General features: G+C 51.3%; 11 protein-coding genes and 1 tRNA gene. 7 read left to right on the forward strand and 5 right to left on the reverse strand.

Features of this window, described 5'->3' with window-relative positions; translation table 11 throughout:
* Nucleotides 1-72 precede the first annotated feature (72 nt).
* Nucleotides 73-1,677 carry an MBL fold metallo-hydrolase RNA specificity domain-containing protein gene (locus ACH2EM_RS08055; RefSeq protein WP_395151691.1) on the forward strand — a complete coding sequence of 535 codons (1,605 nt, stop codon included), beginning with the start codon at nt 73-75 and terminating at the stop codon, nt 1,675-1,677.
* Between the two features lie 194 nt (nt 1,678-1,871).
* On the opposite strand, the gene ACH2EM_RS08060 is transcribed toward ACH2EM_RS08055, so the two are convergent.
* The 4 genes from ACH2EM_RS08060 to ACH2EM_RS08075 form a co-directional block, all read right to left on the reverse strand.
* A tRNA-Leu gene (locus ACH2EM_RS08060) sits at nt 1,872-1,958 on the reverse strand.
* Nucleotides 1,959-2,367: 409 nt separating this feature from the next.
* Nucleotides 2,368-2,919: a GGDEF domain-containing protein gene (locus ACH2EM_RS08065; RefSeq protein ID WP_395151770.1), complete on the reverse strand. Its 552-nt coding sequence runs from the start codon at nt 2,917-2,919 to the stop codon at nt 2,368-2,370.
* Nucleotides 2,920-2,922: 3 nt separating this feature from the next.
* Nucleotides 2,923-4,113, reverse strand: a complete 1,191-nt coding sequence (locus ACH2EM_RS08070) for a transporter substrate-binding domain-containing protein (RefSeq protein ID WP_395151693.1) — start codon at nt 4,111-4,113, stop codon at nt 2,923-2,925.
* Between the two features lie 105 nt (nt 4,114-4,218).
* Nucleotides 4,219-4,731 (reverse strand): substrate-binding periplasmic protein, encoded by a 513-nt coding sequence (locus ACH2EM_RS08075; RefSeq protein ID WP_395151695.1) that lies wholly within the window; start codon nt 4,729-4,731, stop codon nt 4,219-4,221.
* A gap of 630 nt (nt 4,732-5,361) precedes the next feature.
* On the opposite strand from ACH2EM_RS08075, the gene ACH2EM_RS08080 reads away from it, so the two are divergent.
* Nucleotides 5,362-7,614 carry an EAL domain-containing protein gene (locus tag ACH2EM_RS08080; protein ID WP_395151697.1) on the forward strand — a complete coding sequence of 751 codons (2,253 nt, stop codon included), beginning with the start codon at nt 5,362-5,364 and terminating at the stop codon, nt 7,612-7,614.
* Nucleotides 7,615-7,838: 224 nt separating this feature from the next.
* On the opposite strand, the gene ACH2EM_RS08085 is transcribed toward ACH2EM_RS08080, so the two are convergent.
* Nucleotides 7,839-8,750, reverse strand: a complete 912-nt coding sequence (locus ACH2EM_RS08085) for a helix-turn-helix domain-containing protein (protein WP_395151699.1) — start codon at nt 8,748-8,750, stop codon at nt 7,839-7,841.
* A 205-nt stretch (nt 8,751-8,955) separates the two neighbouring features.
* Between ACH2EM_RS08085 and ACH2EM_RS08090 the strand changes: the two genes are divergently transcribed.
* From ACH2EM_RS08090 to ACH2EM_RS08110, 5 genes are all read left to right on the forward strand, one after another.
* Nucleotides 8,956-9,540: a YcxB family protein gene (locus tag ACH2EM_RS08090; protein WP_395151700.1), complete on the forward strand. Its 585-nt coding sequence runs from the start codon at nt 8,956-8,958 to the stop codon at nt 9,538-9,540.
* Between the two features lie 110 nt (nt 9,541-9,650).
* Nucleotides 9,651-10,661 (forward strand): TRAP transporter substrate-binding protein, encoded by a 1,011-nt coding sequence (locus ACH2EM_RS08095; protein ID WP_395151702.1) that lies wholly within the window; start codon nt 9,651-9,653, stop codon nt 10,659-10,661.
* A 61-nt stretch (nt 10,662-10,722) separates the two neighbouring features.
* The gene (locus tag ACH2EM_RS08100; RefSeq protein WP_395151704.1) at nt 10,723-11,202 is read left to right on the forward strand and encodes a TRAP transporter small permease; all 480 of its coding nucleotides are present in this window, start codon (nt 10,723-10,725) and stop codon (nt 11,200-11,202) included.
* Nucleotides 11,202-12,518: a TRAP transporter large permease gene (locus ACH2EM_RS08105; RefSeq protein WP_395151706.1), complete on the forward strand. Its 1,317-nt coding sequence runs from the start codon at nt 11,202-11,204 to the stop codon at nt 12,516-12,518. The genes ACH2EM_RS08100 and ACH2EM_RS08105 overlap by 1 nt, the downstream gene beginning before the upstream one ends.
* Before the next feature lie 98 nt (nt 12,519-12,616).
* Nucleotides 12,617-15,109 (forward strand): TIM-barrel domain-containing protein, encoded by a 2,493-nt coding sequence (locus ACH2EM_RS08110; protein WP_395151708.1) that lies wholly within the window; start codon nt 12,617-12,619, stop codon nt 15,107-15,109.
* The last annotated feature ends 21 nt before the right edge of the window (nt 15,110-15,130 follow it).

Consider the following 15,130-nt stretch of genomic DNA (forward strand, 5'->3'; position numbering starts at 1 on the left):
CACAGTGCTGTACATCCTTGTATGGCCGCCAGGGGCGTTGACCCACCGGCCCAATAAAGGAGGCGTCGTTTGATGAAACTTACATTTTTGGGTGCTGCCCATGAGGTTACCGGCAGCTGCTACCTGCTGCGAGTGGGCGAAAAAAACATCATGATAGACTGCGGCATGGAGCAGGGCCGGGACATTTACGAAAACCAGCCCCTGCCCATTGCCCCCAGCCAGGTGGATTGCCTGCTGCTGACCCATGCCCACATTGACCATTCCGGCCGGATTCCTTTGATGGTGAAAAACGGCTACCGTGGCCCTGTTATGGCCACCACCGCCACCACCGAACTGTGCAACATCATGCTGCGAGACTCGGCCCATATTCAGGAGTTTGAAGCGGAGTGGCGCAACCGCAAGGCAAAGCGTTCCGGTGCCGAGGAATACCAGCCCATCTACACCATGCAGGATGCCGAGGCGGCCCTCAAGCTGTTTGAGGGCATTGAATACGGCGAAACCTTTGAGGTGTGCGAGGGGGTAACAGGCCGTTTTGTGGATGTGGGCCACCTGCTGGGCTCTGCCAGCATCGAGCTGTGGGTTACCGAGGATGGACAGCAGAAAAAGCTGGTTTTTTCCGGCGATATCGGCAACGACCACCAGCCCCTGCTCCGGGATCCCCATATCTTGAAAGAAGCGGACTATGTGGTGATGGAGTCCACCTATGGCGACCGAAGCCACGGCCCCCGGCCAGACTATGTAACCGAGCTGGCAGGGCTGATTCAATCCACCTTTGACCGGGGCGGCAATCTGGTAATTCCCAGCTTTGCGGTGGGCCGCACCCAGGAAATGCTCTATTTTTTGCGGCAAATCAAGGAGCGCAATCTGGTAAAAGGCCACGGGGATTTTACCGTGTATGTGGATAGCCCTCTGGCAGTGGAAGCCACCCAAATTTTCCGCAGACAGTGGCAGGAATGTTACGACGAGGAAGCCCGTGCCCTGGTGGAGCAGGGCATCAATCCGCTGAACTTTTCCGGCCTGAAACTCTCCCTTACCAGCGATGACTCCAAGGCCATCAACTTTGACGAACGCCCCAAGGTGATTTTGTCTGCCAGCGGTATGTGCGAAGCAGGCCGAATCCGCCATCATCTGAAACATAACCTGTGGCGGCCCCAGTCCACCATTCTGTTTGTGGGCTACCAAAGCCCCGGCACCCTGGGCCGTGCCCTGGTAGAGGGTGCCCGGCAGGTGCGGCTGTTTGGCGAAACCATTGAGGTGCGGGCCAACATTCAGGTGCTGGCAGGTGTTTCTGGCCATGCGGACAACGAGGGCCTGATGCGCTGGGCCGCAGGATTTAAGGACCACAAACCCCAGCGGGTGTTTGTAACCCATGGCGAGGATACCGTTTGTGATATTTTTGCAAACCGGCTTACTGCAGAACTGGGGTACCCGGCTACCGCCCCCTACAACGGCGCCGAGTACGACCTGCTCACCGGCCAGTGCCTGGCTTTGGGCAACCGCAAGCGCATTGAAGAAAAGAAGGCTGGTTTGCGCAGCCAGAACCCGGTTTACCGTCGGCTGCTGGATGCAGGCCACCGCCTGTTGAACCTTATCAAAGGCAAGGAAGGCCATGCCAATAAGGAGCTGGCCCGGTTTGCAAGCCAGATTGAAGCCCTGTGCGAAAAGTGGGAAGACTAACCTGTAACTCTATAAAAAGCGGTGCAGCCTGTTGCAAGGCTGCGCCGCTTTTTGTCAGCTGGTAACCAGCAAGGGACGATAGAATCATGGAGGGTCAGAGAGTGCAATCGCTGGATTTCCTCTTGCGAAGCAAAGCCCCAGCCCGGCAAACACAAAAACACCCTGTAAACCATTGGTTTACAGGGTGTTTCGCTTGGTGCGGATGAAGGGACTTGAACCCCCACGGTATCGCTACCACTAGAACCTGAATCTAGCGCGTCTGCCAATTCCGCCACATCCGCATATTTGCTTGCCGCATCTCTCAGCGACGATATTTATTATAGCATGGATTTTGTAAAATGCAAGGGGTTTTGCAAAATTTTTTTTAAAAAAATAAAGGTTTTAAAAGATGGCTCAAATTCTGGGCTGCCAGCCGCCCCAAGCCAGCCTTTTGCCAGCATGGCAACCGGTCAAGTGGATGCCTTGTTCCGAATGCCACACAAGGGCCGCACCTGTGGCAGTTAATTTACCCAAAGCCCAAAGGAGAGGGCGCCCCGGCCCGCAGCCTGTTTTCACAGCAGCTTTTGCGGGGCAGAGGCAAGCCAAAACAGCCCAGCCCAACGCTGCCAAGTGCCCAAGCAAGGCAGACAAAACAAAAACCAATGGTAATAAAACCAGTGGTTTTTGCAAAATGTAATAAAGCGAAAGGGGTCAGGCGTTGGTTTGCGCAGCAGCAGAATCGCTGGTTTGCTGCTCCTGGGCGTCCTTCTGCTGGTGGATATACCAGCGGCCTTTGCCAGTGTGCTTTGCCACATACATGGCTTCGTCCGCTGCCTGATACAGTGCAGAGTAGGTGCTTAACTCTGGGTTAATATAGCAGGCACCAATGCTGAGGGACAGGGGAACATCCGGATAGGAGCAGAACACTACCTGCTTTACCTGAAGTTGAAACTGAGTAAGTTTTTCTTCAAGAACAGTACGCTCCATATTGTTGGGAATAAACAGTACAAATTCGTCACCGCCCAAACGGACTTTCCAGTCGCAGGAGCGGAAGAATTGGTTCATGTACTGGGCAAAATCCCGCAGTACCTGGTCGCCAGCCATGTGGCCCTTAGTGTCGTTCAGGCATTTAAAGTTGTCGATGTCAATCAACAGCAGAATGCCTTCTGCCGGCTCTTGGGTTAAGAATTGCTGAATTTTTTCTGCAAAAGCCACACGGTTCATCAGCCCGGTAAGGCCATCGGTGCTGGCCTGCTGCTGCAGCTGCTATTTCGAGAGCATTTCGGTGCTTACATTTACAATACGGCCGACCGCATAGTCGGAATAATCATCCTGCACATACCGCAAATCCACCCGGAACCAAACCTTCTGTTCACCAATGTTTAGGTTTATATGCCGCTCCACACTGCGGGTGGAAAGCATCTCCTTAAGCACAGTGTAAGCTTCCAGTTCATATGAATGAGTAAACTGACTGGCGGGGTTAAGATGCAGGAAGTTTTTAATGGGGTTCATGTTCAGGAACACATACTGGTTGTTTTGCAGCTGCAAAACATCGTCCTTGTAGTTGTATTCCATCAAACATTCTTCGGTCAGTTTAGACAGCTGATAGATGCGCTCGCTCTCTGTCTTGATTACACGCAGCATCCGGTTTTTGTGCAGAAGGCGTGCAATGACAATGGCAGTTAAAAGCAGTACGCCCACAATGGTTACAGGAAACCAGTAGATATACACCAGTTCCTGCCAGGTGTAGGAGGAAATAATCTGAGAGTTTTTGTAGAGCATTTCCTGGCGCACATTGTCGCTCAGGTTAGAAGCATAGCTGTTAAAAATCTGAATGAGCTGGGCATCCAGCAAAATGCTGGTGTTGCGGCTGCAGCGCAGCTGCTGCAGGGTGCTTTGGGTGTTGGCCGAAAGAACCTGCACAGAGCTGTAATCGATGCTGGTTACATCCGGGCTGGAAACCACCACACCATAGCTTGTAAAGTAGGGAGTGCTCAGCATCAGGCCGGATTCGTTTACCAGATTGGCGTTAAGGGGCAGTGCAGCAATCAAATCAATCTGGTCGCTGTTCAGCAGTTCCAAAGCCTCCTGGAAGTTTTGCACCACAACGGGCTCGTATTTCAGGCCGGTAGCCTTAGCAAAGGAATCCATATAATCCACTGCCAAACCTTCCAAATGGCCGTTCTGCTGGGTTTGAATGGGGGCGTTGCCGTCAAAGAACAAAACCTTGAGCGTGCCAAGGCTTTCGATGTATTCCCGATTTTTACCGGAAATACGGAAATGACCGTCCCAACCAAAGTACTTGTTGTGCAAATCCGTTTGGATGGTGGGGAAAGAAATACTCAGGCTGTTCATGCCGTTGTTGAGCTTTTGCAAAAGGTCCGACCGTGTTTTGCTCAATGCCAAATAAAACGGAGTGGGGTGGAACCGTGCAATACCCCGCAGACCGGGGTCCATCGAGATATCCACCTGTAAGGTGGCGTCGGCTTCGCCGTTCAGTACGGCGATCTCGCATTCCTCCAGGGTTTCGTAGGGAACCAGCTCATAGCTAAAGCCGTTTACTTAGGCAAATTTTTCCAGATTGGGCAGACGGCGTTCAAAACCAGGGTAGGTGGCAATGCGGATGCCGTCCCAATTGCCATAATCTTCGGCCATCCAATTAGTAGAATCTTTAGCGACCGACAGAGTAATATAGGAGGTGCCGTAGCTGTAATTGGGGTAAAGATATACCTCCTCCAGCGACTCCTGGTAGGTCATGGCTCCCATCATGTCAATCTCGCCGGTTTTCAGCATATTCATGAGGGTGGTCAGCTGGGTGTTGATGTTCCCATCAATCTGCACATACTCGTACTCCCAGCCGGTGTATTTGCTCAGTTCTTCCAGATAAGAAACTGTATAGCCGGTATAACTTCCGTCGTCTTCCAGTTCGGTGAGACCCTTTTGGATGGGGAAGCCTACATGAATTACATTATCGTCGGCGGCATGGGTGGTGAGGGTAAGGCAGGGTAAAACCAGACTCAGCAGTATCCCCAGCGTCATAAACAGGTTAAGGCTTCTTCGCCAACGAATGTTCAAAGTTATACGCTCCTTCGTTGCCTTACCAATGTTGGCACAGGCCATATGGCAACAGTTCGTTGAGTTTATTAATGAATTTGCCTGCTATTATAGCAAGAATTCGTTTCTTTGTTTATTGGTTTGGGCGGTAAAATTATCAAAAGATTCGACAATTGGATGAAGGGGAGAAGCTATATATACACTTATTTAAATAGATGTATAGCAAATAGGTGTTCAGCAAGGCAAGTGGCACGGAGTACGGACGATGCAAAGGGGAATTTGCAGAGCCGCAAAGGGGTATAAAATCAATCGGTAACCCCTGTTTGTGTGCTGTTGACAAACACCGAAAAAATAACGAAAAACAGGTAAATTAGAAGAAATATGCAGAAAAGGAAAAAATAGATTAAATTATGGAATATTTTGTAGAAGTTTAAAAAAGAAAAAGGTTGAAAAATATAAAAAAGTGAAGTGAATTGAGTTAAATATATTGTTAAAGCGATGTGATTTGTTATAATGATATAAAAGACAGTCACAGAACGCTTAAAAGTACCAAAGGTTGCACGAGGATCATTGCGGTTTGGCTCCATACAATTTTGACGCGGCAGGTATGGGCTAACAGACCCCGGCACAGGAGGAGGAGGAGCAGCGCTCATGCTATACAAAAAGAAGCGGACAGCATTGTACAGCGGCAAATACATGTTGATTGTTTTGAATGGTATTGCCTTGCTGGTGGCAGTGGTTGTTTTTTTAACCATGCAGTACAGCAAGCAGATTCAAAATCTGTTTCGCCAGCAGGCGGAAATAAATCTTATGTATGTGTCAAATCAAAATGCTCATGCACTAAAATCCTTGCTGGAAAGCAGGGAGAATTTTTTGCGGGCTTTGGCAGCGGATATTGAACAACAGCAAAACTACGATGTGGAGCAGTTGCTCCAGCGTTTTTCTTCGTATGTAGAACAATACGATTTATATAATATGGGCGTAACCGGGCGGGATGGCATCTGTTACACCACCCGGGGCGAGACACTGGATTTAAGCGACCAGGATTATGTAATCAAAGGCTTTGAAGGCGAGTTTACGATTTCGGATATGCGGCTGAGCGAAGATACGATGGATTACATCAACATCTTTACCATGCCGGTGTACAAAGATGGCCAGGTAGAATTGTTGATTACCGCCCCCTACAAATCGGAGAAATTTGCCCAGATGCTGAACATTGTTTCCTTTGAAGGGGAAGGCCACAGCATTGTAATTGATAAAGAGGGCCGCCAGGTAGCCGGCAATCAAGGTGATTTTGCGGAAGGAATTGAGAACGAAGTCAAGGAGGATATTACCGGCACCGCAAACTCCAAAGGGCATTATATTTATTTCAGCATGGGCGATGGCTCCTATGTGGGCTATGTGGAGCGGTTGGATGTGAACAATTGGTATCTGCTGACCTATGTCAACCGCAGCTATATGCAAGCCAATGCTGCCAGCTTTGTTCTTAATATACAGAAGGACAGACTGCTGGTGGTAAGCGTTATGGCGGCATTCTGCGTGTTTTTTGGAGTGTATTATAGCATTCAAGCCCGCAGCAACGAAAAAATGCTGTTTGTTGACCCCCTTACCAACAGTTACAACTACGAATACTTAAAACTCCGTTTTGAGGAACAAAATCTGGAAGGCCAGCAGGGGCTGGCCCTGATGGTAATGGACATCGACAAGCTGAAGCTGATTAATATGCTGCACGGTATGCAGATGGGCGATAAAGCCATTTTATATGTGTACCATGCCTTCAATCGGGTGCTCAGTCAGGATGAGATTTACCGGCGCCATGCAGATGAGTTTATTGCATTGATTCGCTATAAGACCAATGCAGAACTGGTGGCAAAGCTCAAGGCATTGAACAACGAAATCCAGCGAGGTGTACAGCTGGTCGAAATCTGCCCGCTGAATGTTTCTATGGGTGTATGCCCGGTGGAACCTTATGGGTCCTTCCGCAACATTTACGGCAATGCAATTTTGGCTAAAAACGAAATCAAGGGTGTAACCCATTACTGCTACTGCATCTTTGACGAACGCATGAGCGAAAAGTTTTTGCAGCGTGGCCGGATTGAAGCCGAATTTGCACAGGCCATTCAGAACGATGAATTTCAGGTGTGGTACCAGCCCAAGTATGCGCTGGATACAGGGCGCATTGTAGGGGCAGAGGCTCTGGTACGCTGGAAAAAGAGTGACGGCCAGATGGTTTCGCCAGGTAATTTTATTCCGGTGTTTGAGCAAAACGGCCAAATCATTCGATTGGATGAGCATGTCATCAATCTGGTGTGCAAAGACATTAAGGAAATGAAAGCAGAAGGCTTTCCGGTGGTGCCAATCTCGGTTAACCTGTCTCGCCTGCATCTGCACCATCCTGGCATTGTACACCAGATTGATCGGCTGGCACGGGAATACAACATTGTTCAGGGTGAGTTGGCCATTGAAATTACCGAAAGCGCAATGCTGGACGCCAACGACAGCCTAAACAGCCTGATTGACCAGCTTCATGAGCGTGGCTACCGGGTGGATATGGACGATTATGGTTCCGGCGTTTCCAGCATTGGTTCGCTGGCATCGCTGCCCTTTGATACCATTAAAATGGACAAGAGCTTTGTGGACCACATCGGAGATGAGCGAATGAATGTTGTAATCCGGTCTACAATTCAGATGGCTTTGGAACTGGATTTGGAAATTGTGGCAGAAGGCATTGAAACCAAAGAACAGGCCGATTTTCTGCGTGAAAACCATTGCACCATTGGCCAGGGATACTACTTCTCCCGTCCTCTCGAAAAATCCCACTACAAGGATGAATTGAGAAAATATGGAAACGGGGGGGGGTACTCTCCCTGTCCCCCGTGTGAAAAGACAGAACAGAGGCTATAAAAATGGTCCGCAATGGTCGGGACAGTCCCATTACAAAACAGACGGAACCCTTTCCACCCACAGCGGCAAGATAGCGGTTTTTTAATGTTAAAAAAGCACGCTGCTGGCCTATAATAAAAAAGCAACCCTCGAAGGAAATTCACCAGGAATTTCTGCCGGGGGTTGCTTTTTTATCTGCTGCACAAAACGAAAACAGAAAGGGCAAAAAAGGTGGAATGAAAGGGCTATGAACTGGCGGCATCCACCACAGGTTCGCTCCGCAGGGCACTGCGCAGCTGATTGCGGTATTCCTGCGGGGTAATGCCGTACATTTTGCGAAAGGATTTTACAAAGCTGCTGTAATTGGAAAAGCCGTTTTCCAAACAGGCAGCCAAAACGGGCTTGCCCGCAGCCAAATCCCGGCGGCAGTGCTGCATACGAAGATCTGTAAGATACTGATGAACCCCTTGCAGCGTGTATTCCCGAAACACACGAGAAAGATGCTCCCGGCTTACATAGGCCCGCCGTGCCAGTTCGCTGGCGGTAAGCTCCGGGTCTCGAAAGTGTTCTTGCAGGTAGGTGGTTGCAAACACGGCCAAAGGGCTGGTGGCGGTGGGCGGACGAAGACCGCTTTCCAAAATCATCTGCCCAATGCTGAGTGCCAGCTCCACCAGCAGGCAGCGGTACATAATCTCTCTTGCAGATAAATCCAGAATGCTGGCAGAGACAGCAGCCCGTTCAATTAAGCTGCGAATGCCCCATTTTTGCACACAGTCAGCACCAAAAATCATGAGCTGCTGGGGCACGCAGGATTCTGGATCCGGCAGATTGGAGCCGTGCAGCGTTTGCCGCCAGAATGCATCGTCGATTTGAAGAATCAGCCGGTCGTAGTTGTCGTATTGGCCCGAATGCACCGTGCCAGGTGGAATAATCATCAGTTCACCTGGGCGCAGCTCGTAGCGGCTGCCGTCCACATGGTACATGGCGTGACCGCTTTCCATCAGGATGTATTCGTGGTAGGGATGAGAGTGCACCACAGATTGAAACACCCGACGGTTGGAATACCAACCGGTAATGACCTTGTCCAGCGGCAGACGCAGGCTGGCTACTTCCTGAGTGATGTTTTGGTCTGCATAGGGGGTAAAGTATGGCTGCATAAATAAACTCCTTTGCCCTGGAATGAAATTCAGTATATCACAAATTGCGAGATTGTGGTCACAAAAAGAAATGATTTAAACTGTTGAAATTTGATATTATTGAAACGAAGTAGACGATTCGTGTTAAAATGCACAATAAATTAATTACAAATATAGCTATAAAAAACAAAAGTGACTGTATAAATGTGATAAAAGGAGGGCGACTATGGCTGCTTGTTACGAAGGAAGCATCTGTCACAATGAGGACACCATTCATGATTTGTTTCGTACCCAATATGTGACCTATTCCATGGGACGGGTGATTGCCGCAGCAGCTGTGGGTGCAGCGTTAGCGGCGGCAGCTTTGTTTGCGCCCTTGCCTATGTATGCGCAAGGAATGCTGATGTTGTTTGGTTGCCTGCTGTTTGCGGGCCGGGAGTTCCCGGCGGCCCTGCGGGCGGAAGATACTCTGGAAGCCCGCAAGGGTGCTCTGCCCGATGTGCAGACCCGGTTTTATTCCGGCCATATGGAGGTGCAGGAAGGTAAAGCTCACAAGAAATTCCGGTACGAAAAACTGGATCGTCTGGTACAGGACAAGAACCATTTGTATCTGTTTTTGGGGCCGGATTCGGTGGTGATGGTCGACCGTACATCGCTGCCAGAGGGATGTGAGCAGCAGCTGATGGAGCTGGTGCAAAAGCGCAGCGGAAAACATTGGGAGCAGCCTATTTCGCTGCTTACCTTAAATCTTCGAGACTTAGTGAGGATGCACCAAAGCAGCAAGAAAGCGGCAAAATCACGCAAAAGCTAAAAGTTTGGAATGGCATATACCACCAGGGGGAATGCCCAGGCGGTTTGCAGATAAAAATTGCCTTTTGAAATTTTTGGGAGGCAAGGATTGATGAGGAGGAATTGACACACATGACAAGCAAGCGTTTTGGCCTGCGTCTGGCAGCAGCCACAGCTGCGCTGGGTTTGATGCTGACCGGTTGCGGCGGCAACGGAGCAAGCACAGGAGGAGAAGGCAATGTTACACTGACCCTTTCCCATGGCTTGGCAGAAGACCATGCAGTACACATTGCCCTGAGCTCTTTTGCGGACCAGGTGAAGGAAAAGACCGGCGGCAGCGTGAAGATTGAAATTTTTGCAAACGGTGTGCTGGGCAGCGAAACCGACAATATTACCCAGATTCGTGCAGGGGCACTGGATATGGCTAAGGTATCTGCTGCTACACTGGGCAATTTCCAGACAGAGTGGAATGTGCTGTCGGTGCCCTATGTGTTCAACGACCAGGAGCACTACTATGAGGTTATGGATGGGGAAATTGCCCACGATCTGTACCAGCTTACTGCTGAGAAGGGCTTTATGGGTCTGACCTGGCTGGACTCTGGTTCCCGCTCCTTCTATACTGCTAACACTCCCATTCGCACCCCGGCAGACCTGAAGGGCCTGCGCATCCGTACCATGGACTCCCAGATGGCCATTAACATGATGAACGCCTTGGGCGGTTCGGCTACGGTTATGGGCTACTCTGAGATTTACACTGGTATGCAGCAGGGCGTGGTGGACGGTGCCGAAAACAATGTTACCGCCATGCGTGACCATGCAGATGTAACCGGCTACTACTGCTTTGATGAACATACCCGCATTCCGGATATTCTGCTGATTTCCACCGAAGCATGGAACAAGCTGGATGAACAGCAAAAGCAGATTGTGGAGGAATGTGCCCGTCAGATGACCGACGATTACAAAATTGCCTGGGCTGAGTTTGAAAATGAAGTGCTGGCTGCCGCCCAGGAAAAGAGCGTAGAGCTGGTGCGGGATGTGGATACCGCTGCGTTCCAGGAGGCCTGCCAACCTTTGTATGAGAATCTGAAGGCAGAATCCCCCGAGGTGTACGCCTATGTGGAGCGCATCCAGACGGCTGGATGAATAAGCCGGAAACGCTTGACCGGCCCTGTGGGCCGGGAGTTTGTGAGAGGAGTTGAACCCTGTGAAAAAATTTGACAAAGTATTGGATCTTGTCATGCGGTTTTTGATGGCACTTTCCATGTTTGCCCTGCTGGCAGGGGGTACCTGGCAGATTTTTACCCGGATGGTGCTCAATAACCCATCCACTGTGACCGATGAATTTTTGCGGTATGTGCTGATTTGGGCCTCCATGATTGGCTCTGCCTACTGCTTTTACCGGGATGAGCATCTGGCATTGGATCTCATCCGGGATCGGGTGAAAGGCCCGGTGGCGGTGGCACTTCATGTGTTCATTGAAGCCATGATTTTGTTCTTTGTGTGCTATGTGTTTGTGTATGGCGGTGCAAAGCTTTCGGCGGCTGCGCTGAATGTGTCTTCGGTTATGCACATTCCCTACACCTTCCTGTATGCGGTACTGCCGGTTTCTGGTGTGTTTATTGTGCTGGCCCGCGTACTCAAGTATGTGCAGCTGCTGGCTGCTAAAAAAGGAGGCAATTCCTGATGGTTTTACAAGCTACTCTTTGCCTGTTTGGCTCCTTCTTTGTGCTGCTGCTGGCCGGTGTGCCCATCTCGGCGGGTATTGGCATTGCATCCATTGTTACCGCACTGTTCAGTATGCCTTCCGATATTTTTGCTCTGATTGCAGCCCAGCGGTGCTTCTCCGGCCTGGACTCCTTCTCGCTGCTGGCACTGCCTTTCTTTACCCTGGGCGGCAACATCATGAACAAGGGCGGTATTGCCCGGCGGCTCATCCGCCTGGCACGCTTGCTGGTAGGCCGTATTCCCGGCTACCTGGCCGCAACCAATGTGCTGGCCAGTATGTTCTTTGGCGCGGTGTCCGGCTCTTCGGTGGCCGCCACCTCTGCCATGGGTTCCATTCTGAGCCCGCTGGAAGAAGAGGAAGGCTACGACCCCAACTATTCCGCAGCGGTTAACATCTGTTCCGCTCCCACCGGTATTCTGATTCCTCCCTCCGGTCCGCTGATTCTGTACTCCATCACGGCAGGTGGTGTTTCGGTGGCAGCTCTGTTCATGGGCGGTTACCTCACCGGCATTCTGCTGGGCCTGTGTGTGGCTGTGCTGGCCATCTTCCTGGCAGTAAAAAAGGGTTACAAAGCCTCCACTGTAAAGGAAGATGCCTCTGCCGCCCGTATTCTGGTGGATGCCATTCCTTCTCTGCTAGCCGTTATTTTGGTAATGGGCGGTATTCTGGGCGGTTACTTCACCGCCACCGAGGCTGGCGTGGTGATGTGCCTGTACTGCACTCTGCTGGCTGTGCTGTACCGTGAGCTGAGCTTTAAGACCTTTTATGAAATGCTGGCCGACACCATGAAAAGCTCTGCCACCATTCTGTTCCTGATTGCGGCTTCTTCCATCATGTCTTATGTAATGTCCTACTCTGGCATTCCTGCTGCCATCAGCAGCGCTTTGATGGGAATTTCCAACAACCGGTATGTCATCCTGCTGATTATGAACCTGTTCCTGCTGGTAATGGGTATGTTCCTGGACCTGACCCCTGCGGTGTTGATTTTTACCCCCATTTTCCTGCCCATTGCCACCAGCATTGGCATGAGCCCCGTTCACTTTGGCCTCATGCTCATCACCAACCTGGGTATTGGTTCCGTTACCCCTCCCGTTGGCTCCTGCCTGTTCGTGGGCTGCGGTGTGGCCAAGGTGAAAATCGAGGGTGTTACCAAGTACATCGTTCCGCTGTTCTGCGGCATGGTGGTTGCCTTGTTCCTGATTACTTACATCCCGGCCATTCCCATGATTGTACCTTATCTGTGTGGTTTGGTGGACAGCTTCTGGTGGGGCTGATAAGCTGACTTTTTAAAATGTTCTGGTTCCGGCTGTGCCCCAAGCCATGGGACGCAGCCGGAACTTTGCGTTACCGGCAAATCCGAAAGGAGTTTTCTATGCATCTTTGTAAACAAATCACAGGAATGGAGCGCCGTGACGGTGCATTCCTGTTTCATACCAACTGTGCCGACCTGCTGTTGTGCTTTGTGACCGATGAAATTGTTCGGGTGCGTGTGGCTTTTGACCGCAAGCTGGAGGAGGAGTCCTATGTGCTTGCAACCACCGCCTGGCAGGATCGCCTGGACGGCCTGTTTGAAGGGGAGCGTACCCGGGTGCAGCCGGTAGAGCCTGCACTGGAGCAGACCCAGCAGGGGTATGTATTTACCACCGGTGCAGTACGGCTGGAGCTGAGCTGCAATCCGCTGGGCATTAAGCTGTTCAACAAGGAAGGCCAGCTGCTGTACAGCGATTTGCACGGAACCCCCTACATCCTGGATTCCAACAATCGGGTTACCCATTACAGCTCCATGGAGGAGGAGGACTGCTTTTATGGCTTTGGCGAAAAGGCCGGCCTGCTGAATAAGAACAAAACCTTCCAGCGGCAGCGCGCCACCGACGCCATGGGTTACGATGCAGAAAAGATGGATACCCTCTACAAGCATATCCCCTTCTACATCCGCCTGAGCCGCAGCACCCAGAAGGCTGTGGGCCTTTACTACAACAACTACTACGAGTCTGTGTTCAACATGGGCTGCGAAAAGAGCAACTATTGGTCTCGCTATACCTACTGGCAGGCCGATGGCGGCGACATTGATCTGTTCCTGCTGGCAGGCGATACTCTGGCAAAGGTGGTGGACAATTACACTCTGCTTACCGGCCGCCCTGCACTGCTGCCCAAGCGTGCACTAGGCTACCAGGGTTCTTCCATGTATTACCCCGAGCTGGAGCAGGACAGCGATGATGCTGTGCTGGAGTTTATTGATACCGTAAAGGAGGAAGGGTTCCCCATTGATGGATTCCATCTTTCCTCCGGTTACACCAGCTGGAACAACAAGCGCTGCGTATTTACCTGGAACACCAAGCGTTTTAAGGCCCCCAAGGCCTACTTTGCAGCCATGAACGAAAAGGGTGCTCAGAATGTGCCCAATGTGAAACCTGGCGTGCTGCTGTGCCACCCCCGTTTTGAGGAGTTTGAACAGCGCAATGTATTTGTGAAGGATTCTGAGCAGGATACCCCTGCCGTGGGCCGCTGGTGGGGCGGTGACGGCGCATTCTGGGACTACACCAGCCCCGAAGGCCGCAAAGCCTGGAAAGAATATCTCACCGAGAGTGTCATCTCTGTGGGTACCAACTCTATCTGGGACGACAACTGTGAGTACGACAGCCTGCTGGATAAGGACTGCCGCTGTGATTTTGATGGTAAGGGCGGTACCATTGGCCAGCTTAAGCCTCTTATGAGCACCATCATGTGCAAAATTGGTGCCGAAGCAGTTGTGGAGCACGATCCCGACGCCCGGCCCTACATCGTGTGCCGCAGCGGTACTGCCGGTATTCAAAAGTACGCTCAGACCTGGTGCGGTGATAACTACACCAGCTGGAAATCCCTGCGGTATAACATTCCCATCATCACCGGCATGGGTCTTTCCGGCCAGCCCAACGAAGGCGCCGACATCGGCGGTTTCCACGGCCCTGCTCCCGATGAAGAATTGTTTGTGCGCTGGGTGCAGAACGGTGTATTCCAGCCTCGGTTTTCCATTCACTCTGCCAGCAATGATAACACCGTCACCGAACCCTGGATGTACCGCAACTCTGCGGAACTGATTCGGCAGGCCATTCTGCTGCGCTACCGCATGACCCCCTATTTGTACTCTGCCGAGTATGAGGCAAGCTGCACCGGCGCACCCATCATGCGGCCTCTGGTGTACGAATTCCAGCAGGATGAAAAAGTGTATGACGAGAGCTTTGAGTTCCTGTATGGCCGGGATATTCTGGTAGCCAATGTGCTGGAGCCTGGCGCAAAGACCTGGAAGGTGTATCTGCCCGCCGGCTGCAAGTGGTACGACTGGAACAACAACTTTGCCTGCTACGAAGGCGGTCAGACCATTGAAGTGCCGGTAGACCTGGCAACCATCCCCATGTTTCTGCGGGAGGGTGCCATTGTTCCCATGGCAGGCAACCAGCTCATGAGCATGGAGCGGGACCATATGACCGACCTGCACCTGACCCTGGCTCCCGGCGTTGAGCGCAGCTATACCCTGTACGACGATGACGGTGTAAGCAACGATTACAAGAAGGGCATCAGCCGCCGTACCCAGATTACCATGAAGGGTACTGATGTGGTAACGGTGGACTTTGTTTCCCAAGGTGAGTACACCGATTTTGTGGAGCGTGTGCAGGTAGAGATGATTCGCAAGGACCGCAGCCCCTACTGGGTGGCCCTGGGCGAGCGTCGCCTGGAGCACTTCCTCAACCGCCGCAAGTTTGAAGCTGCCCAGGAAGGCTGGTATTACAGCCAGACCAAAAAGGCAGTTTTGGTGAAATATGCAAACCCCCGCAAAGACATTACCCTCACGGTATCTTTTGAAGATTTTGATTTGATTGGCATGTAAATCCAAACTTAGAAAGGGGAC

Source organism: uncultured Allofournierella sp. (assembly GCA_944382705.1).
In the GTDB taxonomy this organism is placed as follows: domain Bacteria; phylum Bacillota; class Clostridia; order Oscillospirales; family Ruminococcaceae; genus Allofournierella.

Coding starts and splice junctions, on each gene's coding strand:
- ACH2EM_RS08090 (WP_395151700.1), top strand. CDS start 8,956: ATGGCTGCTTGTTACGAAGGAAGCATCTGTCACAATGAGGACACCATT.
- ACH2EM_RS08105 (WP_395151706.1), top strand. CDS start 11,202: ATGGTTTTACAAGCTACTCTTTGCCTGTTTGGCTCCTTCTTTGTGCTG.
- ACH2EM_RS08110 (WP_395151708.1), top strand. CDS start 12,617: ATGCATCTTTGTAAACAAATCACAGGAATGGAGCGCCGTGACGGTGCA.
- ACH2EM_RS08095 (WP_395151702.1), top strand. CDS start 9,651: ATGACAAGCAAGCGTTTTGGCCTGCGTCTGGCAGCAGCCACAGCTGCG.
- ACH2EM_RS08085 (WP_395151699.1), bottom strand. CDS start 8,750: ATGCAGCCATACTTTACCCCCTATGCAGACCAAAACATCACTCAGGAA.
- ACH2EM_RS08055 (WP_395151691.1), top strand. CDS start 73: ATGAAACTTACATTTTTGGGTGCTGCCCATGAGGTTACCGGCAGCTGC.
- ACH2EM_RS08070 (WP_395151693.1), bottom strand. CDS start 4,113: ATGGACCCCGGTCTGCGGGGTATTGCACGGTTCCACCCCACTCCGTTT.
- ACH2EM_RS08080 (WP_395151697.1), top strand. CDS start 5,362: ATGCTATACAAAAAGAAGCGGACAGCATTGTACAGCGGCAAATACATG.